We start from the raw sequence: 20930 nt of genomic DNA, 5'->3' as shown, positions 1-20930 counted from the left end.
CGGCGGCGCGCGTCCGGAGCCGCAGCCGCAGCCGCGACCGCGACAGCGCCGCGCGCACGGCCTCCGCACAACCAGAAGCACCTCGCGCCATGCGATCGCATGGCGCGAGGTGCTTCCCGTTGTGCTCCACGACGAACGCCACACTCGCCGCGCCCGCCGCACATACGGCACCCGCCCCGCGCGGGACCGCGACCCCGCGCCTACCGCTTCCGGTTGGCCACCAGTGCGACCGCGTACGACGGGAACCACGTCCCCGCCGGCGGTCCACCGTTGCAGGTCCCGTCGCTCGCCCCCGGCGTCTTCACCCAGAGCAGGGCGTCGAGCCGGGTCGTGCCCGCTGCGACGTGGGGCTTCCCTCCGAGACCGGCACCGGTCGGGTTGCACCAGGTGCCGAGCCACCCACGACCGTTCCTCGACACGTCGACGACGTACCGTGCCCCACCCGTCATCGCGCTGAGCCGCTCGGCGTAGGCCCGCTCACCGTCGACGCCGTAGAAGTTCGCGACGTTCGTGAAGAACCCCCGGGCCTGGGCGACACCGGCTTCCCGCAGGTACGTCGCCTGGAGCTCCGCGGGGTTCCAGTCCTCGTTCCCGCCGTCCAGGTAGGTGGGGACCCCCGCGGCGGCGTACACGCGCACGGCCGCCGCGATGAGGCCCGGCCGTCGGGCTCGCTCGGCGGTGCACGTGCTCAGGTGTGCCAGGGAGTCCGGCTCGACGATCACGACGGCCCGGTGCCCCTGGAGGTCGGCCGCGATGCGACGGTTCCACGCGGCGTACCGGGACGGTGTGAGGCCGCCCGCCGAGTACCCGCCGCAGTCGCGGTTCGGGACGGCGTACGTGACGAACACCGGCGTCGTACCCGTCTTCTCCGCGGCGGCGAGGTTCCGCGCGATCACCCGGTCCAGCGCGTCGCCCGTGTACCACTCGCCGAGCCAGATCGCGATCGGCTGCTGCGCGATGGTGCGGGCCGCTGCGGCCTCGGTCGTCCTCCCCGCCGCGCTGAGCGCCGCCGCGGCCTGGGCGGGCTGGCTGTCCGGCTGCCGGTACAACCCACCGGCGAAGACCTGCCCGGGCGTCGCGGAGTGGAGGGCCGCGCGCGGCAGCGGCGCGGTGGACGCCGCCGTCGCAGCCGCGGGGAACGTCACGGTGCCCGCAGCCACCGCCGTCGCCACGGCGGCGAGCGCGACCATCGTCCTGATCCTCGAGTACATGGTCCCCGTCCTGTGTCCGTCCGCTGTCGGGACGTCCCTGCCGTCCCGCTCCACCTGCCGCAGACCATCAGAACCCGCGGGGCGGCGTCGGGGCGATCTCCAGAACGAGGGACAGGCGACGGACGGCCGGGCGCGTGCGGCGCCTGCGGTCGCGTACCGTTGTGCGGTGACCGAAACCGCAGCTGCACTCGTCGAACGCCTGACCGCCATCGTCCCGGACTTCCCGAAGCCCGGCATCCTGTTCCGCGACGTGACCCCGGTGTTCTCCGACCCCGTGGCGTTCGGACGGGTCTGCGAGGCCCTCGCGGCGCCGTTCGCGATCGGTGCGGGGTTCCAGGCGGTCGCCGGCATCGAGGCCCGCGGCTTCGCCCTGGCCGGTGGCATCGCGGCCCAGCACCAGGTCGGCGTGCTGACGGTCCGCAAGGCCGGCAAGCTGCCCGGCGAGGTCCTGAGCGAGCAGTACGCGCTCGAGTACGGCGAGGCAGAGCTCGAGCTCCGGCCGGGCCAGCTCCCGCAGGGCACGCGCGTGCTCGTCGTCGACGACGTCCTCGCGACCGGGGGCACCGCTGCGGCGACGATCACGCTCCTCGAGCGTGCCGGGTACGAGGCGATCGGCTTCGCGTCGCTGCTCGAGCTCGACGGGCTCTCGGGTCGGGAGCGCCTCGAGCCGCGCCTGCCCGTCACGACGCTCGGCCGCGTCCCCGCCTGAACCGCTGCCGCCGGCCGAGACCGCCGCGGACGCGCCGGGACCGCCGCGGCCGCGCCTGGACCGCTGCGGCCGCGCACTAGTCTTGACCCACCCCTGAACCAACCGAGGAGCACCACGATCGTGACCGACGCAGTCGCACCAGAGCCCGCAGACCTGCCCCAGGCACCCGAGCCCCGCACCGCGACGACGGCCACGACGGGCACCGAGCTCTTCGACGGCGTCCGCGGTGTCGTCGCGATCCGCGTCGGTGGGGTGCTCAAGGACCTCGCGGCCGACGTGGAGGCGGGGGAGACCGTCGAACCGGTGACGCTCGACGAGCAGGACGGCCTCGACATCCTCCGGCACAGCGCCGCACACGTGCTCGCGCAGGCCGTGCAGCAGATCAACCCGGACGCGAAGCTCGGCATCGGCCCGCCCGTCACCGACGGCTTCTACTACGACTTCGACGTCGCCGAGCCCTTCACCCCCGAGGACCTCAAGGCCATCGAGAAGGGCATGGACCGCATCGTCAAGCAGGCCCAGCGCTTCCGGCGCAAGGTCGTCACCGACGACGAGGCCCGCGAACTGATGACGGGGGAGCCCTTCAAGCAGGAGCTCATCGGCCTCAAGGGCGCCGCGGCCGAGGGCGACTCGGGCGAGAGCGTCGAGGTCGGCGCCGGCGAGCTCACGGTCTACGAGAACGTCGACCCGAAGTCGGGCGAGGTCGTGTGGCAGGACCTCTGCCGTGGCCCGCACGTCCCGCACACCCGGTGGATCGGCTACGCGGCGAAGCTCATGCGCGTCGCGGCGGCGTACTGGCGCGGCTCGGAGAAGAACCCGCAGCTGCAGCGCATCTACGGCACCGCCTGGCCGGACAAGGACCAGCTCAAGGCGTACCTCGTCCGACTCGAGGAGGCCGCGAAGCGCGACCACCGCAAGCTCGGCGCGGAGCTCGACCTGTTCTCGTTCCCGGACGAGATCGGCTCGGGCCTGGCGATCTTCCACCCGAAGGGCGGCATCATCCGCCGCGAGATGGAGGACTACTCGCGCCGCCGGCACGAGCAGGAGGGCTACTCCTTCGTCTACACGCCGCACATCACGAAGGGCGACCTGTTCGAGCAGTCCGGCCACCTCGGCTGGTACAAGGACGGCATGTTCCCGGCCATGCACATGGACGAGGCCCGCGACGAGGACGGCAACGTCACCCGACAGGGTGCGGACTACTACCTCAAGCCGATGAACTGCCCGATGCACATCCTGGCGTACCGCTCGCAGGCCCGCTCCTACCGCGACCTGCCGCTCCGGATGTTCGAGTTCGGCACGGTCTACCGCAACGAGAAGTCCGGCGTCATCCACGGCCTGACCCGCGTGCGCGGCATGACCCAGGACGACGCCCACATCTTCACCACGCAGGAGAAGATGAAGGAGGAGCTGACCACGACGCTCGAGTTCGTGCTCTCGCTCCTCCGCGACTACGGGCTGGACGACTTCTACCTCGAGCTCTCCACGAAGGACCCGGAGAAGTACGTCGGCGACGACGAGGTGTGGGAGATCGCCACGAACACCCTGCGCGAGGTCGCCGAGGAGTCCGGTCTCGAACTCGTCCCGGACCCCGCCGGTGCGGCGTTCTACGGTCCGAAGATCTCCGTCCAGGCCCGCGACGCGATCGGTCGCACGTGGCAGATGTCGACCGTGCAGCTCGACTTCAACCTGCCCGAGCGCTTCGAGCTCGAGTACACGGCCCCGGACGGCTCGCGGCAGCGTCCCGTGATGATCCACCGCGCCCTGTTCGGCTCGATCGAGCGCTTCTTCGGCGTCCTCACCGAGCACTACGCTGGTGCGTTCCCGGCGTGGCTGTCCCCGGTGCAGGTCGTCGCGATCCCGGTCGCCGCGGAGTACGGCGACTACCTCGACGAGGTCGTCGCGAAGCTCCGTGCGCACGGTGTCCGCGCCGAGGTCGACCACTCGGACGACCGGATGCAGAAGAAGATCCGCACGCACACCAAGGCGAAGGTCCCGTTCCAGCTCATCGCCGGCGGCGACGACCGCGACGCCGGAGCCGTCTCGTTCCGCTTCCGCGACGGTCGCCAGGACAACGGCGTGCCGGTCGACGAGGCGGTCGACCGCATCCTCACTGCGATCCGCGACCGCGCACAGGTCTGATGGACCGCACGGGAGGCTCGGAGTCCGTCCCCGGGGCCGGTCACGTCGTCGACGTGGCCGGCTCCGGGGCCCCGGCCGACTCCGGGAGGCCGGCCGGCTCCGCGATCCCGGCCGACCCCGGTCCGCCGGTCGTCGACACGGGCGGTGCCGCGGGCACCGGCAGCGCGGACGACCCGCTGGTGATCCGCGACGCGGCCACGGGTGCGGCGGTGCCGGACGCCTTCCAGCGCCTGTGGAACCCGCACCGCATGGCCTACATCGACGCCGGGCGGGAAGGTCGGGGCCGCGGGCACGAGGACGACTGCCCGTTCTGCGAGGCGCCGCGGAAGTCCGACGAGGACGCCCTGATCGTCGCCCGCGGTGAGCACGCCTACGTGCTGCTCAACCTGTTCCCGTACAACAACGGGCACCTGCTCGTCTGCCCCTACCGCCACGTCCCGCTGTACGACGAGGCGACCGCGGAGGAGATCCGGGAGATCGCCGAGCTGACCCAGACCGCGATGCGCGTACTGCGTGCGGTGTCGCACTGCGACGGCTTCAACATCGGCATGAACCAGGGCGAGATCGCGGGCGCCGGTGTGGCCGCGCACCTGCACCAGCACATCGTGCCGCGGTGGGCGTCGGACTCGAACTTCTTCCCGATCATCGCCCGGACGAAGTCGATGTCCCAGATGCTCGGTGACACCCGCCGGCTCGTCGCCGACGGCTGGCCCGCTGCGGACTAGACTGTCGGCATCATGAGCGACAGCACCAGCACCTCGGGCACCAACGGCACCTCGATCACCGGCTCCGACCGCGTCAAGCGCGGCCTGGCCGAGATGCTCAAGGGCGGCGTGATCATGGACGTCATCGACGCCGAGCAGGCCCGCATCGCGGAAGAAGCCGGCGCCACCGCCGTCATGGCCCTCGAGCGCGTCCCCGCCGACATCCGTGCACAGGGCGGCGTGGCCCGCATGTCCGACCCGTCGATGATCGAGGAGATCATCGCCGCCGTCTCGATCCCCGTCATGGCGAAGGCCCGCATCGGCCACTTCGTCGAGGCGCAGGTGCTGCAGGAGCTCGGCGTCGACTACATCGACGAGTCCGAGGTGCTGTCGCCCGCCGACTACGTCAACCACATCGACAAGTGGAAGTTCACGACGCCCTTCGTCTGCGGCGCCACGAACCTGGGCGAGGCACTCCGTCGCATCACCGAGGGTGCCGCGATGATCCGCTCCAAGGGCGAGGCCGGCACGGGTGACGTGTCCGAGGCCACGAAGCACATCCGCACCATCTCGAAGGAGATCGCTGCGCTCCGTCACCTCAAGGAGGACGAGCTCTACGTCGCCGCGAAGGAGCTCCAGGCCCCGTTCGACGTGGTGAAGGAGGTCGCGCAGACCGGCAAGCTCCCCGTCGTGCTCTTCACCGCCGGTGGTGTCGCCACCCCGGCCGACGCCGCGATGATGATGCAGCTCGGAGCGGACGGCGTCTTCGTCGGGTCCGGCATCTTCAAGTCGGGCGACCCGGCGAAGCGCGCCGCGGCGATCGTCAAGGCCGTGACCTTCCACGACGACCCGAAGGTCATCGCCGAGGTTTCCCGCGGTCTGGGCGAGGCCATGGTCGGCATCAATGTCGCCGACGTCCCCGCTCCGCACCGCCTCGCCGAGCGCGGCTGGTGAGCGCCCGACCCCGCATCGGGGTCCTCGCGCTGCAGGGTGACTTCCGCGAGCACATCGCCTCGCTGACGGAGCTCGGCGCCGACGTGGTGCCGCTCCGTCGGCCCGAGGAGATCGAGGCGCTCGACGGCGTCGTGATCCCCGGCGGTGAGTCGAGCGTCATGGACAAGCTGTCCCGGACGTTCGGCGTCGCCGAACCGCTGAGCGCAGCGATCCGCGGGGGACTCCCCGCCTACGGCACCTGTGCCGGGATGATCATGCTGTCCTCCCGGATCGCCGCGGGCATCCCGGGGCAGCAGACGCTCGCCGTGCTCGACACGACCGTGCGCCGCAACGCCTTCGGCAGCCAGAACGACTCCTTCGAGACCGACATCCCGATGCCGGCACTCGGCGAGGCCCCCGTGCACGCGGTGTTCATCCGCGCCCCCGTGGTCGAGGAGCACGGCGCCGGCGTCCAGGTGCTCGGTGCCCTCGCCGACGGGCAGGTCGTCGCCGTGCAGCAGGACACCGTGCTCGCGAGCGCGTTCCACCCCGAGGTCGCCGGCGAGGACCGCTTCCACCGCCGCTTCCTCGACATCGTCCGCAGCGCCTAGGTCCTCCCGACCCGCAAGACGCAACGTCGGCGGTCCCTCGCAGCGGCATCGCACTGCGCGGTGTCGCCGACGTTGCGTTTCGCGCAAGGGGGCGGGGCGGCGGTGATCCGCGCCTCCCGGCCGGTAGACTGGTCCGGATCTTCCGCTAGACGCAAGGAGCACCGTGTCCGGGCATTCCAAGTGGGCAACGACGAAGCACAAGAAGGCGCTCATCGACCAGCGCCGTGCGAAGTCGTTCGCCAAGCTCATCAAGAACATCGAGGTCGCCGCGAAGATGGGCGGTGCGGACCTGTCGGGCAACCCGACCCTGGTCGACGCCGTCCAGAAGGCCAAGAAGACCTCGGTCCCGAACGACAACATCGACCGCGCGATCAAGCGCGGCGCCGGCCTGACCGGTGAGTCGATCGAGTACACGACGATCATGTACGAGGGCTACGGCCCGAACGGTGTCGCGATGCTCGTCGAGTGCCTCACCGACAACAAGAACCGCGCTGCGGCCGAGGTCCGGACGGCGATGTCCCGGAACGGCGGCACCATGGCCGACCCGGGCAGCGTCGCCTACAACTTCTCGCGCAAGGGCGTCATCTCGGTCACGAAGACCGACGGTCTCGACGAGGACACCGTCATGACGGCCGTCCTCGACGCGGGTGTCGAGGACGTGGTCGACCAGGGCGGCGGCTTCGAGGTCATCACCGAGGCAAGCGACCTCGTCGCGGCGCGCACGGCGCTGCAGGACGCCGGCATCGACTACGACTCGGCCGATGCCGAGTTCGTCCCCGGGGTGAAGGTCCCGGTCGACGCCGACACCGCCCGCAAGGTCTTCAAGCTGATCGACGCGCTCGAGGACAGCGACGACGTGCAGAACGTCTACGCCAACTTCGACATCCCCGCGGACGTCCAGGCCGAGCTCGACGAGGACGAGGACTAGTCCGGTGCTCCGTGTGCTCGGGGTGGACCCCGGGCTCACCCGGTGCGGCGTCGGCGTCGTCGAGGTCGCACCGAACCGGCGCGCACGACTCGTCCACGTGACGGTCGTGCGCACGCCCGCGGACATGGCGTTGGAGCAGCGGCTCCTGCGCATCGCCGACGGCATCGCTGCCGAGATCGACGACCACCGCCCCGACGCGGTGGCGGTCGAGCGTGTCTTCGCACAGGCGAACGTCCGGACGGTCATGGGCACCGCGCAGGCGGCGGGGCTGGCGCTGCACGCCGCCGCCGCCCGTGGGCTGCCCGTCGGGCTGCACACGCCGTCGGAGGTCAAGGCGGCGGTCACCGGCTACGGGAACGCCGACAAGCGCCAGGTGCAGACGATGATCGCGCGGGTGCTGGGGCTCGACGAGGCCCCGAAGCCCGCCGACGCCGCGGACGCGCTCGCCCTGGCGGTCTGCCATGCCTGGAGGCTCGGATCACCCGACCGGGTCGGTCCCGGCCCGTCGACGCTCACCCCGGCACAGCGCGCCTGGCGGGACGCGCAGGCCGGGGTCGCGGACACGCCGCTCGCGCGTGCCGCTGCCGCGGCATCGCGTCCGGGTGCCGCCGCGCGGCGGGCCGGCGCCGTCGGTGGGCGGCCCTAGGCTCGTGGGCATGATCGCGAGCCTCCGGGGAACCTGCATCGACGTCTCCGGATCGGCCGTCGTGGTCGAGGTCGGGGGAGTGGGGTACGCCGTCACGGTCACCCCGGCGCACGCACTGACGATGCGCCACGGCTCCGAGGTGTTCCTGCGCACGGCGATGATCGTGCGCGAGGACGAGCACCTGCTCTTCGGCTTCGAGTCGACCGACGCGCTCCAGGTGTTCGACCTGCTCCGCAGCGTCTCCGGCGTCGGGCCGAAGTCGGCGCTCGGTGTCCTCGCCCACATGGACCCGGCACAGGTCGCGAACGCCGTCGCGAGCGAGGACGACTCGGCGTTCCGCAAGGTGTCCGGCATCGGCCCGAAGACCGCGAAGCTCATCACGGTCGCCCTCTCCGGCAAGCTCGTGGCCTTCGAGCAGGCGCCTGCGTCCGCGACGGCCGCGGGTGGCAGCGCGCACCCGGCCGCGCTCGACGTCGTGTCGGCGCTCGTCGGACTCGGCTGGCGCGAAGACGCGGCACAGTCCGCCGTCGACGCCGTCGTGGCGAGCGACCCGGGTGCCGCTGCGATGGGCACGCAGGCCCTGCTCCGCGCCGCGCTCGGCACCCTGCGTCCCGCGGGGGCCGGCCGGTGAGCGGGATCACCTCGGCGGGAGCCGAGTCGCAGGAGGAGCTCGCCTTCGAGGGCGCGCTCCGACCGAAGTCGCTCGACGAGTTCGTCGGGCAGCGCAAGGTCCGCGGCCAGCTCGACCTCCTGCTCAAGGCGGCGGCCATGCAGGAACGCACCCCCGACCACATCCTCATGGCCGGTCCGCCCGGGCTCGGCAAGACGACCCTCGCGATGATCGTCGCGCACGAGTCCGGTCGGCCGCTGCGGATGTCGAGCGGCCCCGCGATCCAGCACGCCGGCGACCTCGCCGCGGTGCTGTCCTCCCTCGTCCCCGGCGAAGTGCTCTTCATCGACGAGATCCACCGGATGGCGCGCTCGGCGGAGGAGATGCTCTACCTCGCGATGGAGGACTTCCGGATCGACGTGATGGTCGGCAAGGGTGCCGGCGCGACGAGCATCCCGCTCGACCTCGCGCCGTTCACCCTCGTCGGTGCGACCACGCGCGCCGGGCTGCTGCCGAACCCGCTCCGCGACCGCTTCGGCTTCACCGCGCACCTCGAGTTCTACGAGAAGGACGAACTCGAACAGGTGCTGATCCGCGCGGCGCACCTGCTCGACCTGCGCATCGACCGGTCCGCCCTGCGCGAGATCGCCGGTCGCTCCCGCGGCACCCCGCGCATCGCGAACCGCCTGCTGCGCCGGGTGCGCGACTACGCCCTCGTGCACGGCACCTCGGACGGGATGGCCGCCGTGCAGGGGGCGCTCGACCTGTACGACGTCGACGAGCTCGGGCTCGACCGGCTCGACCGCGCCGTCGTCGAGACGATGCTCACGCGGTTCGACGGTGGCCCCGTGGGCCTGAACACCCTCGCCGTCTCCGTGGGCGAGGAGTCCGAGACGATCGAGTCGGTGGTCGAGCCCTTCCTGGTCCGCGTCGGACTCGTGACCCGGACGCCCCGCGGGCGGATCGCGACCCCGCAGGCCTGGCGTCACTTCGGGATGTCCCCGGGCGACGGAGTCGGCGCGCAGCCCGGCCTGTTCGACGACTGATCAGGTATACGATATTCTGATCCCGGTCGCCCGAGTGTCGTGGTCGGCCCGCACGGACTCAGGCGGTTGCCCGATCGCGGACACGCCCGTGCCCTAGACTGCTACGGCCCGAAGCCGAGCAGCGACCGCTCCGGCTGGATCCGAGCAACCAGAGAAGGCACCGCCCCCATGGACCAATCACTCTTCCTCATCGTCATCATCGTGGCGTTCGCCGCGTTCATGTTCTACAGCAGCCGCAAGCGCAAGAAGCAGCAGGCGGAGCTCCAGACGAAGATGGTCCCGGGCTCCCGTGTCATGCTCTCGTTCGGCCTCTACGGCACGCTCGTGTCCGTCGACGACGACAAGGTCACGGCGGACGTCGAGGTCGCCCCCGGCACCATCGTGACGGTGCACCGCCAGACCCTGTCGCGCGTGGTCGACGAGGACGCGTCCGACGTCGAGACCACCGTCGTGCCCGAGGACGACGCTGCGGCGCCGAAGCCGATCGCCGACCTCAACGGCGAGCCCGTCTACGGCGAGCGTGTCGACGAGTCGGACCCGACGAAGCGCAAGACCGAAGACTGACGCCCTCGGCCGCCGGGTCCACCGACCCGGCGGCCACACCCCTGCCGCCGGCCGTGAGGTCGTCGGTCCTGAACAGAAAGACGAGACGACCGGTGGCACGATCGACACCCGTCAAGAAGGCGCTGCGCTCGCTCACCTGGTTGGTGATCATCATGGCTGCCCTGGCCGGCCTGAACACCGCCGCGTCGGTGCTCGCCGCCAACAGCAAGGACGACACCGACGAGTGGTTCGCCGGCGCGAGCTGGGTCCCCGAGTTGGCGCTCGACCTGCAGGGCGGCACGCAGCTGACCCTCGCGGCGCAGAACACCGAGGGCGGTTCCGTCACCTCGCAGCAGTTGAACCAGGCGGTCAACATCATCCGCCAGCGCATCAACGCGACCGGCGTCTCCGAGTCCCAGATCAACACGCAGGGCACGAACAACATCGTCGTGTCGATCCCCGGCAAGCCCGACAAGGCGACGATCGACCGGATCGAGGCGGCTGCGAAGCTGACCTTCCGACCGGTGCTCTACACCGAGGCGGCCACGAACACGGCGGTCGGCGGCAGCGATGGCGGGACCGCCTCGCCGACGCCGTACTCGCCGCCGGCATCGCTCGACGCGACCCCGAGCGCGAAGCCGACCAACGGCAGCGACCTGTCCCAGGTCACGCCGGCGCTGCAGGACCTGTACACGAACTACAACTGCGCGGCCCCGGACGACGTCACGACGGCGCCCGACGACGAGCCGCTCGTCACGTGCGACCAGGACGGCGCCGCGAAGTACATCCTCGGCCCCGTCGAGGTCTCCGGTTCGGGCATCAGCAACGCGACCTCGGGTCTCGCCACCGACTCCCAGGGCGCGACCACCGGGCAGTGGGCCGTCAACCTGACGTTCTCGGGCAAGAGCTCGGACGACTTCCGCGACGTCACGAGCCGCCTCGTCAAGCTCCCCGCGCCGCAGAACCAGTTCGCGATCGTGCTCGACGGCACCGTCATCACGGCGCCCGCCTCGAACGCGGCCATCACGAACGGCAAGGCGCAGATCACCGGCAACTTCACCGCCGAGTCGTCCAAGACCCTGGCCGACCAGCTGAAGTACGGCGCCCTGCCCATCAACTTCCAGGTGCAGTCGAACGAGAACATCTCGGCGACGCTCGGCACCGCGCAGCTCGTCGGCGGTCTCGTCGCCGGCCTGATCGGTCTGATCCTGGTCGTGATCTACTCGATCATCCAGTACCGGGCGCTCGCGTTCGTCACCGTGCTCTCGCTCGGCGTCGCGGCGGTGCTGACCTACCTCGTGATCGCGATCATGTCGTGGCGTGTCGACTACCGACTGTCACTCGCGGGCGTGGCCGGTCTCATCGTGGCCATCGGCATCACGGCGGACTCGTTCATCGTGTACTTCGAGCGCATCCGTGACGAGCTCCGCGACGGCCGTGGTCTCGAGAGCGCCGTCGAGTCGGGCTGGAAGCGCGCCCTCCGCACGATCCTGGCGTCGGACTCGATCAACTTCCTCGCCGCGGTCGTGCTCTACATCCTGGCCGTCAGCGACGTGAAGGGCTTCGCGTTCACGCTGCTCCTCACCACCCTGATCGACGTCGTCGTGGTCGTGCTCTTCACGCACCCGATGATGCAGCTCATCGCCCGGAGCCGGTTCTTCGGCGAGGGACACAAGTTCAGCGGACTCGACCCGTCCGCCCTCGGCGCCGTCTACCGAGGCCGGGCGCAGTTCCGCGCCCCGGTCGTGGACGGCAAGCGCCAGCGCAGCGCGGGCGAGGCCCAGCGCCGCCAGACGATCGCAGAGCGGAAGGCCCAGCAGGCCTCCGGCGACAACGGCTCCACGCCGGACGGGAAGGACGACTGATGGCCAGCTTCAGCCAGTTCGGCAGCGACCTCTACACCGGGAAGCGTTCGTACGACATCGTCGGGCGCCGCAAGACCTGGTACCTGATCGCCCTCATCGCGATCGTCGTCTCGTTGGCGGTGCCGTGGCTCCGCGGCGGGTACCACCTCGGCATCGAGTTCACCGGCGGGTCCGAGTTCACGATCTCGAACGCGAAGGACCTCGACCAGTCGGTCGCCACCCGAACGGTCGAGTCGATCGTCCCCGAGGGCGTGCCGCGCGTCTCCCAGGTCGGCCAGGACGGTATCCGCGTCCAGACCGAGCAGTTGACGGACCGCGAGACCAGCGAGGTGCAGGACGCCCTGGCCGAGGCCTACGGCGTGTCGGACGACCAGGTCGCCTCGACGTACATCGGCGCGACCTGGGGAGCCGACGTGCTCGCGCAGGCGATCCGCGGTCTCGTCATCTTCCTCGCGCTGGCGGCCGTGGTGATGGCCGTCTACTTCCGCACGTGGAAGATGTCCGTGTCCGCCATGGTCGCGCTGCTGCACGACCTGCTCATCACCGCCGGCGTCTACGGCATCGTCGGGCTCGAGGTCACCCCCGCTGCCGTCATCGGCTTCCTGACCATCCTCGGGTACTCCCTGTACGACACCGTCGTGGTGTTCGACAAGGTGCGCGAGAACACGTCGCAGGAGTCGCACCGCACCTTCGTGCAGTCGGTGAACCTCGCCGTGAACCAGACGCTCGTCCGGTCGATCAACACCTCGGTCGTGGCGCTGCTGCCGGTCGCCGCGATCCTCTTCATCGGGTCGTACGTGCTCGGCGCCGGCACCCTGCGGGACATCTCGCTGGCACTGTTCATCGGCATCATCGTCGGCACCTACTCGACGATCTTCATCGCGTCGCCGATGTACGCCCACCTCCGCGAGAACGAGCCCAAGGTCAAGGAGGCCGACGCGAAGAAGACGCGGGCGGCCGAGAAGCGCCAGCGCGAGGTCGACGCCGCGGCCGAGGTCGCCTGATGGCGGTCGAGGTGCACGACGTCGACGTGGCCGAAGCCCGACGCCGGCTCGACGGGGGCGCGCGGTTGTTCGACGTGCGCGAGCAGGGGGAGTGGGACGAGGTGCACGCCCCGGAGGCGACGCTCGTCCCGATGTCCGAGCTCGTGGCCCGCTGGCAGGAGATCGACGGGGGTGACCAGCCCGCCATCGTCGTCTGCCACTCCGGCGCCCGCTCCGCGCGGGTCGTCGCCGCCCTCGAGCAGTCCGGGGTGCCGGCGGTGAACCTGACCGGCGGCATGGTCGCCTGGGAGCAGGCGGGCGAGCCGGTCGTGCGCGCCGGATCGTTCGGCGACGCCCAGGGCGAACCGCGTCACGAGCACTGACCGGACGCGCGTAGGCTTGCCAGACCGTACCCGGACACCGGTCGCAGGAGGCGCATCATGACGGACACCCGTGAGTCCTCGTCGCAGGGTGCGTCCACGCCCGGCGCGAGCCGTCCCGGGTCCGCGCCGCGGCCCTCCAGTCCGCTGAACGCGACGACCACCGGCAACCTCGGTTCCCTGCGGTCGCTGCTGCCGCGCCTCTTCTCGCGGGCGCAGCCCGCAGGGGCGGTCGACACGCTCATCCGTACCGTCCGGTCGCACCACCCGAAGGCCGACGTCACGCTCATCGAGCGGGCGTACTCGGTGGCCGAACGCGCCCACGACGGCCAGAAGCGGAAGTCCGGCGAGCCGTACATCACCCACCCGGTCGCGGTCGCGCAGATCCTCGCCGACCTCGGGATCGGCACGATCACGATCGCCGCGGCGCTCCTGCACGACACGGTCGAGGACACCGACTACCAGCTCGACCAGCTGCGCGCGGACTTCGGCGACGAGATCGCGATGCTCGTCGACGGTGTCACCAAGCTCGACAAGGTCAAGTACGGCGACAGCGCGCAGGCCGAGACCGTCCGCAAGATGGTCATCGCGATGTCGAAGGACATCCGCGTCCTCGTCATCAAGCTCGCCGACCGCCTGCACAACGCGCGCACCTGGGGTTTCGTGGAGTCCGCGTCCGCGTCGCGCAAGGCCAAGGAGACGCTCGAGATCTACGCGCCCCTGGCGCACCGGCTCGGCATCCAGATGATCAAGCTGGAGCTCGAGGACCTGTCGTTCGCGGTCCTGCACCCGAAGCTGTACGTCGAGATCGACAGCCTGGTCAAGGAACGGCAGCCGAAGCGCGAGCAGTTCGTGCAGAACGTGATCGGCACGCTCAAGAAGGACCTGAAGGCCGCGAAGGTCCGCGGCGAGGTCATGGGCAGGCCGAAGCAGTACTACTCGATCTACCAGAAGATGATCGTGCGCGGGCGCGAGTTCGACGAGATCTACGACCTGGTCGGCATCCGCGTGCTCGTGCCGACCGTCCGCGACTGCTACGCGATGCTCGGCTCCGTGCACGCCCGGTGGACCCCGCTGCCCGGTCGCTTCAAGGACTACATCGCGACGCCGAAGTTCAACCTGTACCAGTCCCTGCACACGACGGTGCTCGGACCGCAGGGCCGTGCCGTGGAGATCCAGATCCGCACGCACGAGATGCACCAGCGTGCCGAGTTCGGTGTCGCGGCGCACTGGAAGTACAAGCAGCGTGCCCAGGGACGGGACGTCGACGCCTCCTCGACCACCGACGACCAGGACATGGCGTGGCTCGCCCACATCACCGACTGGCAGGCCGAGACGAGCGATCCGGGCGAGTTCCTCGATTCGCTCCGCTACGAGATCGGCGCCAAGGAGACGTACGTCTTCACCCCGCAGGGCAAGGTCATCGGCCTGCCCGCCGGTGCGACCCCGGTCGACTTCGCCTACGCGGTCCACACCGAGATCGGGCACCGCACGATGGGTGCCAAGGTGAACGGGCGCCTCGTCCCGCTCGAGAGCACGCTGTCGAGCGGTGACGTCGTCGAGATCTTCACCTCGAAGAACCCGGACTCCGGCCCGAGCCAGGACTGGCTGACGTTCGTCCGCAGCCCCCGTGCCCGCAACAAGATCAAGCAGTGGTTCACCAAGGAACGCCGCGAAGAGGCCATCGAGCAGGGCCGTGACGCGATCGCCCGGGCGATGCGCAAGCAGAACCTCCCGCTGCAGCGCATCATGAGCCAGGACTCCATCGCCGAGGTCGCCTCGTCGATGCGGTACGACGACGTCTCCGCGCTCTACGCGGCGGTGGGCGAGGGCCACGTGTCCACGCAGTCCGTCATCGAGAAGGTGCTCGGCAACGTGCAGACCGAGGCCGAGACGGACGAGCCCGAGCTCGCCTTCCCGCGACAGGTCACGAGCCGCCAGCTCCGGAACAGCGACAGCGGTGTGCTCGTCCGCGGCGCGCCCGACATCCTGGTGAAGCTCGCGAAGTGCTGCACGCCGGTGCCCGGCGACCAGATCGTGGGCTTCATCACCCGCGGTCAGGGCGTCTCCGTGCACCAGGCGTCGTGCACGAACGTGAAGTCACTGATGAACGAGCCGGACCGGATGATCGAGGTCGAGTGGGCCCCGTCGTCGAAGTCGGTGTTCCTCGTGCAGATCCAGATCGAGGCGCTCGACCGCTCCGGGCTGCTCAGCGACGTCACGCGCGTCCTGACCGACCACCACGTGAACATCCTGTCCGCGACGGTGTCGACGTCCTCGGACCGCCTGGCGCTCAGCCGGTTCGTGTTCGAGATGGGCGACACGACGCACCTCGACCGGGTGCTGAACGCCGTGCGGCGGATCGACGCGGTCTACGACGTGTACCGGGTCAGCGCGGGCTGACCCCGGCCGGCGCCTGATCGGGTGTCGCGGCGATCGCCTGGTCGAGACGCCGGGCCGCCTGCCGCACCATGGGGATCGTCCCGAGCGCTGCCAGGCGGCGCCGGACCTCGCCGACCCGCACCACCCCGATCGCCACGAGGCCGCGCAGGGCATCGTGCGCGGACGCGTCGAACGCGCCGGGCGCGCGGAGCAGGTCCACCGCGGTGCGCTCCGGCGAGGTCACCCGGATCGGGCCCACCAGCACGGTGTCCTCGGCGGGGAGCCGGACCTCGCGCAGCCGCACGTCGGGGTCGACACGGATGCGGACGGTCGGCGGGACACTCACCTCGACCGGCGAGGGCGGGCGCGACGTCGCACCCCAGATCCAGGCCGCGGACCGCCCGCTCGCCACCACACGGTCGTCGGGCACGCGCCACGCGTGCGCGGCGGCGCGCAGGGCGGGCGTCTGCGGTTCCGCGGGGGAGGCCCAGCACCACCCGACGGGGACGAGCTCGCCGGCGAGCACCGCAGCGCGGAGCTCCGTCTCCGGCCAGTCGTCGCTGGTCAGCAGGCGGGGTGTCGGCACCCGCTCATCCTGCCGGACGGACGATCACCGCGGTCGGGCCTGTGGAGAGGACGCCGGCCTCGGCCGAGCACGAGCACGAGCGCGCGCCCGTGCACGTGCGCCTGCGGGGCGTCAGCGCAGCACGTCTGCGCGGTGGACGAGCGCTGCCGCCCCGATGAGCGGCCCGTCCTGGGACAGCGCGGTCGGCACGATCCGGACCTTCGTCACGAAGCCGAACTCGACCCGCTCGGCCACCGCCTCGCGGGCGTACTCGAACAGGTCCGGCGTCACGTGCGAGAAGCCGCCGCCGATCGCGACGACCTCGAGGTCCACCAGGCTCGTCGCCGCCGCGACGGCCTGTCCGAGCGCCCGCCCGCTCCGCCGGACCGCCGCCACCGCGATCTCGTCGCCGGCCGCGTACGCGGCGGAGAGCTCCTCGCCGGTGCTCCCGGCGAAGCCCTGTCGCTGCGCCCAGGCGACGGTCTTCGGCCCGCTGGCGACCGCCTCGAGGCAGCCGGTACCGCCGCAGGCGCACGGGTCGTCGAAGCCGCCGCACTCGACGTGGCCGATGTGTCCGGCGTTGCCGGTGGGTCCGCTCACCGTGCGCCCGTGCAGGATGAGACCGCCGCCGACGCCCGTCGACACGATCATCCCCATGACGTGGTCCGAGCCCTGCGCCGCACCTACCCAGTGCTCGGCCAGGGTGATCGCGAGCCCGTCCATCCGGAGCGTCACCGGCACCCCCTCGGGGACCAGGGCCGCGACCCGGTCGCGGAGCGGCCACCCGCGCCACACCGGCATGTTCAGGGGCGAGACGAGGCCGTGCTCCTCGTCGACCGGACCGGCCGCGCCGACCCCCACGCCGACGAGCCGGGCGTCCGCCGGCAGCGTCGCGAGGGTCGCCGTCACGACCTGGTCGACCGCCGCCTGCAGCTCGTCCGCACTCCGCAACGGTCCGGTGGGCTGCCGGTGCCGGGTGCCGGGCAGGACGACGCCCTGGTCGGTGACGAGGGCCGCCTCGACCTTGGTGCCGCCGAGATCGACGGCCAGCGCGATCGCGGACGAGGGGGACAGGGGTGCGGTGCTGGACATGCGCGCTCCGATGCGGCGGTCTGGAGGCCCGGCTCACCGTGACGACGTGACCTCGCGTCGGTGCGAGCCGGCCCCGGCGGTGTGGTCGGGTCGGTCGTTGCTGGTCCGGACGTCCGGACGGACCGGGTGGGTCCGGAGGGACCGGGTCGGTCCGCTCGGGCCCGGGTGGGGCCGCTCGCGCGCGCGGGCGGCCGAGACGTCAGTAGGAGGAGGTGTCGTCGCCGAGTGCCGACGCGGTGCCGGTGGACGCCCGGTGTGCGACCTCGTCGAGGATGCGTGCCGAGGCGCTCGTGCCGATGCGGTCGGCACCCGCGCGGACCATCTCGAGCAGCGTGTCGAGGCCGCGGACGCCGCCGGATGCCTTGACACCCGTGTCGGGACCCACGGTGTCCCGCATCAGGTGGATGTGCTCGGCCGTCGCGCCGCCGCCGGCGAACCCGGTCGACGTCTTCACGAAGGCCGCGCCGGCGCGCTGGGCCGCTCGCGATGCGGCGACGATCTCGTCGTCGGTCAGGAACGCGGTCTCGAGGATGACCTTCACCACGGTGTCCCCGGCGGCGTCGACGACCGCACGGACGTCCTGCTCGACCCGGTCCCAGTCACCGGAGCGCGCTGCGCCGACGTTCTGCACCATGTCGAGCTCGAAGGCGCCGTCGGCCAGGGCCTGCAGCGACTCGGCGACCTTCGCGGCGGTGGTCGTGGTGCCGTGCGGGAACCCGATCACGGTGCCGACGCCCACCCCGGTGCCCTGCAGGCGCTCCACGGCGTGCGCGACGTCGCTCGGACGGACGCAGACGCTGAAGACCCGGTGCGCCGCGGCCTCGTCGAGCTGCGCATCGACGTCGGCGCGGGTGAGCTCGGGCTTCAGGATCGCGTGGTCGATGAGGGCGCGCACGGCGTCGGCGCCGAGCTCGTGCTGGTCGGCCCGGTCCTGGTGTGCGGGGATCGCTGCGTTGTCCACCCGGAAAGCCTACCCGGAGGCGACGCGCGTACCGTGCCCTCCATGCAGGTCCTCGTCACCGGTGCGACCGGGTACATCGGCGGACGACTCGTCCCCCGCCTCCTCGAGGCCGGGCACGACGTCCGTGTCTTCGTCCGCACGCCGCGGAAGCTCCAGGACGTGCCCTGGCACGACGACGTCGAGGTCGCCGAGGGCGACCTGCAGGACGCCGAGGCAGTCCGGTCCGCCGTCCAGGGCGTCGAGGCCGTCTACTACCTCGCGCACGCGATGGGTGCCGACGGCGACTTCGAGCAGGCCGAGCGGGACGCCGTCGAGACGATGGCGCGCGAGGCCCACGACGCCGGTGTGCGCCGCTTCGTCTACCTGGGCGGACTGCACCCCGACGGCGAGCTGTCGAAGCACCTCCGGAGCCGGAAGGAGGTCGGGGACGTGCTCCTGGCCTCCGGCGTGCCGACGATCGCCTACCAGGCCGGTGTCGTGATCGGCTCGGGGAGCACCTCGTTCGAGATGATCCGCCACGTGACGGACGTCCTGCCCTGGATGCCGGCACCCCGCTGGGTCCGCAACCGCATCCAGCCGATCGCCGTCCGTGACGTCCTGTACTACCTCGTCGAGGCGCTCGGCATCCCCGCCGACGTCAACCGGACGTTCGACATCGGTGGTCCCGACGTCCTCAAGTACGGGCAGATGCTGAACGGCTACGCGGTCGAGGCGAAGCTGCCGCAGCGGCGCTTCACCGTGCTGCCCGTGCTGACCCCGGGTCTCTCCGCACACTGGTTCAACATCGTGACGCCGATCCCGCGGAAGCTCGCGACACCGATCATCGAGTCGCTCCAGTTCGAGTGCGTGCAACGCGAGCACGACATCGACCGGTACGTCCCGCGTCCGGAGGGCGGACTCACCTCCTACCGCCGTGCCGTCCGGCTGGCCCTGACGAAGATGCGGAAGGGCGAGGTGCAGACGAGCTGGCGCAGCGCCACGCTCTCCTCGACCCCGGCGGACCCGCTGCCGAGCGATCCGGAGTGGGCCGGGCACACCGTCTACGTCGACGACCGGAAGCGGCACTCGAGCGCGAGCGCGGACGACGTCTGGGGCGTCGTGGAGTCGATCGGCGGCGAGAACGGCTGGTACTCCTTCCCCCTGGCGTGGGTGGCGCGCGGCTGGATGGACAAGGTCGCCGGCGGGGTCGGCCTGAACCGCGGTCGACGCGACCCCCACCGCCTGGAGCAGGGCGATGCACTCGACTGGTGGCGGGTGGAGCGGCTCGAACGCGGGCGCTACCTGCGGCTCCGCGCCGAGTTCAAGTCGCCGGGACGCGCCTGGCTCGAGATGCGGGTCACCCCGAGCGACGACGGCGGCAGCGACTACCACCAGCGGGCGATCTACTTCCCCCAGGGACTGCCCGGACGCCTGTACTGGTACGGCATCCTGCCCTTCCACGGCATCATCTTCCCCGGCATGGTCGAACGCATCACGGCGGCGGCCGAGCGCGAGTCGCAGCACACGGAGTCGACGGGGCGGAACTGGACCCAGCAGAATGGGCCGCAGGAACCGGTACACGAGGAGGCAGCATGACCACCGAACACCCCACCGTCCTGTTCCTGGGCGACAGCATCACCGAGCAGGGTTCCTGGGACCAGTGGCTCCCGGGTGAGCGCACGAGCAACCAGGGCGTCGGCGGCGACACCACCGACGGGGTGCTCGCGCGACTCGACGCCGTGATCGTCGAGCAGCCCGAGGTGATCGTGCTGCTCATCGGGACGAACGACTTCGGGAACCACCGGTCGAGCGTCGAGCACGTCGTCCGCGGCGTCGAGTCGATCCTGGTGACGCTCCGCCGCGAGCTCCCCGGCGTCCGTCTGCTGCTCGTGTCGATCCTGCCCCGCCAGGCCGACTGGTGCGCCAAGATCGAGGAGGCGAACCGGCACCTCCGTCAGTTCGTCGCCACCTGCCACGCCCAGTACCTCGACCTCTGGCCGGCCCTCGCGGAGGACGACCACCTCGCCGACCGCTACACCGAGGACGGCCTGCACCTCACCGCCGACGGCTACCGCGCGGTCGTCGACGAGCTCGTCCCGGCGCTCGAGCGCGTCCGCGGGCTGCCGCCGATGTCCCGTCCGATCCAGGCGATCGACCTCGAGGAGGCCGGCGCCTGATGGCACGGAAGGGTCGGCCCCCCGCAGGCTCGTCGCTGCAGGGGGTGCCGACGCACCGCCCCGACGAGCGCCCGGCGACCACCGCGGCGTCGGCCGACGGGATGCCGCCCTTCACGCGCCCGGCACTCGCGCCGTCGCTGCTCGCCGCGGTCGTCCTCATCGCCTTCGTCGCGGTCCTCGACTCCTCGGGCTTCGTCTTCGTCCGGTGGGGCGTGACGGTGCTCGCGCTGATCGTGCTCGTCTTCGCCGTCCGGGGCCGCTCCTGGTGGGCCGTCGCGCTCACGGCCGCGATCGCGGTGTGCTGGAACCCCGTCGTGATCGTGCCGATCCCCGGCCAGGTCTGGGCGGGCCTCCAGCTCGTCGCTGCCGCGGCCTTCATCCTGACCGGCATCGCCGTCAAGGTGCCGCGCGGGACGGACTCGGGGCGCGCCTCCCGACCGTGACCGCGCGGCGCTCGCGCGCG

21 protein-coding genes are annotated in these 20930 nt (G+C 71.3%); 17 read left to right on the top strand and 4 right to left on the bottom strand.

What is annotated here, in order from left to right:
* Nucleotides 1-200: 200 nt before the first annotated feature.
* On the bottom strand, nt 201-1211 hold the full coding sequence (locus ACH0A8_RS06310) for a glycoside hydrolase family 6 protein (RefSeq protein WP_406906829.1): 1011 nt from the start codon (nt 1209-1211) through the stop codon (nt 201-203).
* A 166-nt stretch (nt 1212-1377) separates the two neighbouring features.
* Here ACH0A8_RS06310 and ACH0A8_RS06305 point away from each other — a divergent pair, with 166 nt between their 5' ends.
* From ACH0A8_RS06305 to ACH0A8_RS06240, 14 genes are all read left to right on the top strand, one after another.
* Nucleotides 1378-1920, top strand: a complete 543-nt coding sequence (locus tag ACH0A8_RS06305; protein ID WP_066654284.1) for an adenine phosphoribosyltransferase — start codon at nt 1378-1380, stop codon at nt 1918-1920.
* 153 nt (nt 1921-2073) lie between these two features.
* On the top strand, nt 2074-4062 hold the full coding sequence (gene thrS / locus ACH0A8_RS06300; RefSeq protein WP_406906834.1) for a threonine--tRNA ligase: 1989 nt from the start codon (nt 2074-2076) through the stop codon (nt 4060-4062).
* Between the two features lie 176 nt (nt 4063-4238).
* Complete coding sequence (locus ACH0A8_RS06295; protein WP_251155514.1) at nt 4239-4787, top strand: HIT domain-containing protein; 549 nt, start codon at nt 4239-4241, stop codon at nt 4785-4787.
* Nucleotides 4788-4799: 12 nt separating this feature from the next.
* Nucleotides 4800-5720, top strand: a complete 921-nt coding sequence (gene pdxS / locus ACH0A8_RS06290) for a pyridoxal 5'-phosphate synthase lyase subunit PdxS (RefSeq protein WP_066654286.1) — start codon at nt 4800-4802, stop codon at nt 5718-5720.
* Entirely contained in the window at nt 5717-6310 is a 594-nt protein-coding gene (gene pdxT, locus ACH0A8_RS06285) for a pyridoxal 5'-phosphate synthase glutaminase subunit PdxT (protein WP_251155481.1), read from the top strand. Before pdxS ends, pdxT begins: the two co-directional genes overlap by 4 nt.
* Nucleotides 6311-6473: 163 nt before the next feature.
* Nucleotides 6474-7238, top strand: coding sequence for a YebC/PmpR family DNA-binding transcriptional regulator (locus tag ACH0A8_RS06280; protein ID WP_406906828.1), 765 nt, complete (start codon nt 6474-6476; stop codon nt 7236-7238).
* A 4-nt stretch (nt 7239-7242) separates the two neighbouring features.
* Entirely contained in the window at nt 7243-7884 is a 642-nt protein-coding gene (gene ruvC, locus ACH0A8_RS06275) for a crossover junction endodeoxyribonuclease RuvC (RefSeq protein WP_235426326.1), read from the top strand.
* A 10-nt stretch (nt 7885-7894) separates the two neighbouring features.
* A complete protein-coding gene (gene ruvA, locus ACH0A8_RS06270) occupies nt 7895-8515 on the top strand; it encodes a Holliday junction branch migration protein RuvA (RefSeq protein ID WP_209682601.1) in 621 nt (206 codons plus the stop codon).
* Nucleotides 8512-9540: a Holliday junction branch migration DNA helicase RuvB gene (gene ruvB, locus ACH0A8_RS06265; RefSeq protein WP_066654292.1), complete on the top strand. Its 1029-nt coding sequence runs from the start codon at nt 8512-8514 to the stop codon at nt 9538-9540. Before ruvA ends, ruvB begins: the two co-directional genes overlap by 4 nt.
* A 168-nt stretch (nt 9541-9708) precedes the next feature.
* Nucleotides 9709-10104: a preprotein translocase subunit YajC gene (gene yajC / locus ACH0A8_RS06260; protein WP_066654294.1), complete on the top strand. Its 396-nt coding sequence runs from the start codon at nt 9709-9711 to the stop codon at nt 10102-10104.
* Nucleotides 10105-10196: 92 nt separating this feature from the next.
* Nucleotides 10197-11948: a protein translocase subunit SecD gene (gene secD, locus ACH0A8_RS06255; RefSeq protein WP_209682595.1), complete on the top strand. Its 1752-nt coding sequence runs from the start codon at nt 10197-10199 to the stop codon at nt 11946-11948.
* Nucleotides 11948-12952: a protein translocase subunit SecF gene (gene secF, locus ACH0A8_RS06250; protein ID WP_066654302.1), complete on the top strand. Its 1005-nt coding sequence runs from the start codon at nt 11948-11950 to the stop codon at nt 12950-12952. The genes secD and secF overlap by 1 nt, the downstream gene beginning before the upstream one ends.
* On the top strand, nt 12952-13314 hold the full coding sequence (locus ACH0A8_RS06245) for a rhodanese-like domain-containing protein (RefSeq protein WP_081984848.1): 363 nt from the start codon (nt 12952-12954) through the stop codon (nt 13312-13314). Before secF ends, ACH0A8_RS06245 begins: the two co-directional genes overlap by 1 nt.
* Before the next feature lie 57 nt (nt 13315-13371).
* On the top strand, nt 13372-15714 hold the full coding sequence (locus ACH0A8_RS06240) for a bifunctional (p)ppGpp synthetase/guanosine-3',5'-bis(diphosphate) 3'-pyrophosphohydrolase (RefSeq protein ID WP_235426327.1): 2343 nt from the start codon (nt 13372-13374) through the stop codon (nt 15712-15714).
* Here the strand turns inward: ACH0A8_RS06240 and ACH0A8_RS06235 are convergent.
* The 3 genes from ACH0A8_RS06235 to deoC form a co-directional block, all read right to left on the bottom strand.
* Nucleotides 15701-16279, bottom strand: a complete 579-nt coding sequence (locus ACH0A8_RS06235; protein WP_251160220.1) for a type IV toxin-antitoxin system AbiEi family antitoxin — start codon at nt 16277-16279, stop codon at nt 15701-15703. The two genes, ACH0A8_RS06240 and ACH0A8_RS06235, sit on opposite strands and share 14 nt — an antisense overlap.
* A gap of 111 nt (nt 16280-16390) precedes the next feature.
* Nucleotides 16391-17350 (bottom strand): ROK family protein, encoded by a 960-nt coding sequence (locus ACH0A8_RS06230; RefSeq protein ID WP_066654306.1) that lies wholly within the window; start codon nt 17348-17350, stop codon nt 16391-16393.
* 199 nt (nt 17351-17549) lie between these two features.
* Complete coding sequence (gene deoC, locus ACH0A8_RS06225; RefSeq protein ID WP_406906827.1) at nt 17550-18311, bottom strand: deoxyribose-phosphate aldolase; 762 nt, start codon at nt 18309-18311, stop codon at nt 17550-17552.
* A gap of 42 nt (nt 18312-18353) precedes the next feature.
* On the opposite strand from deoC, the gene ACH0A8_RS06220 reads away from it, so the two are divergent.
* The 3 genes from ACH0A8_RS06220 to ACH0A8_RS06210 are packed head-to-tail and all read left to right on the top strand — an operon-like array spanning nt 18354 to nt 20910.
* Entirely contained in the window at nt 18354-19886 is a 1533-nt protein-coding gene (locus ACH0A8_RS06220; protein WP_406906826.1) for an SDR family oxidoreductase, read from the top strand.
* On the top strand, nt 19883-20467 hold the full coding sequence (locus tag ACH0A8_RS06215) for a GDSL-type esterase/lipase family protein (RefSeq protein WP_066654309.1): 585 nt from the start codon (nt 19883-19885) through the stop codon (nt 20465-20467). Before ACH0A8_RS06220 ends, ACH0A8_RS06215 begins: the two co-directional genes overlap by 4 nt.
* Nucleotides 20467-20910 carry a DUF6804 family protein gene (locus ACH0A8_RS06210; RefSeq protein ID WP_245171073.1) on the top strand — a complete coding sequence of 148 codons (444 nt, stop codon included), beginning with the start codon at nt 20467-20469 and terminating at the stop codon, nt 20908-20910. Before ACH0A8_RS06215 ends, ACH0A8_RS06210 begins: the two co-directional genes overlap by 1 nt.
* The last annotated feature ends 20 nt before the right edge of the window (nt 20911-20930 follow it).

It is taken from the genome of Curtobacterium sp. 179-B 9B NHS (genome assembly GCF_045370965.1).
Classification (GTDB): Bacteria; Actinomycetota; Actinomycetes; order Actinomycetales; family Microbacteriaceae; genus Curtobacterium.
This window is presented reverse-complemented; position numbering and strand designations above follow the sequence as displayed.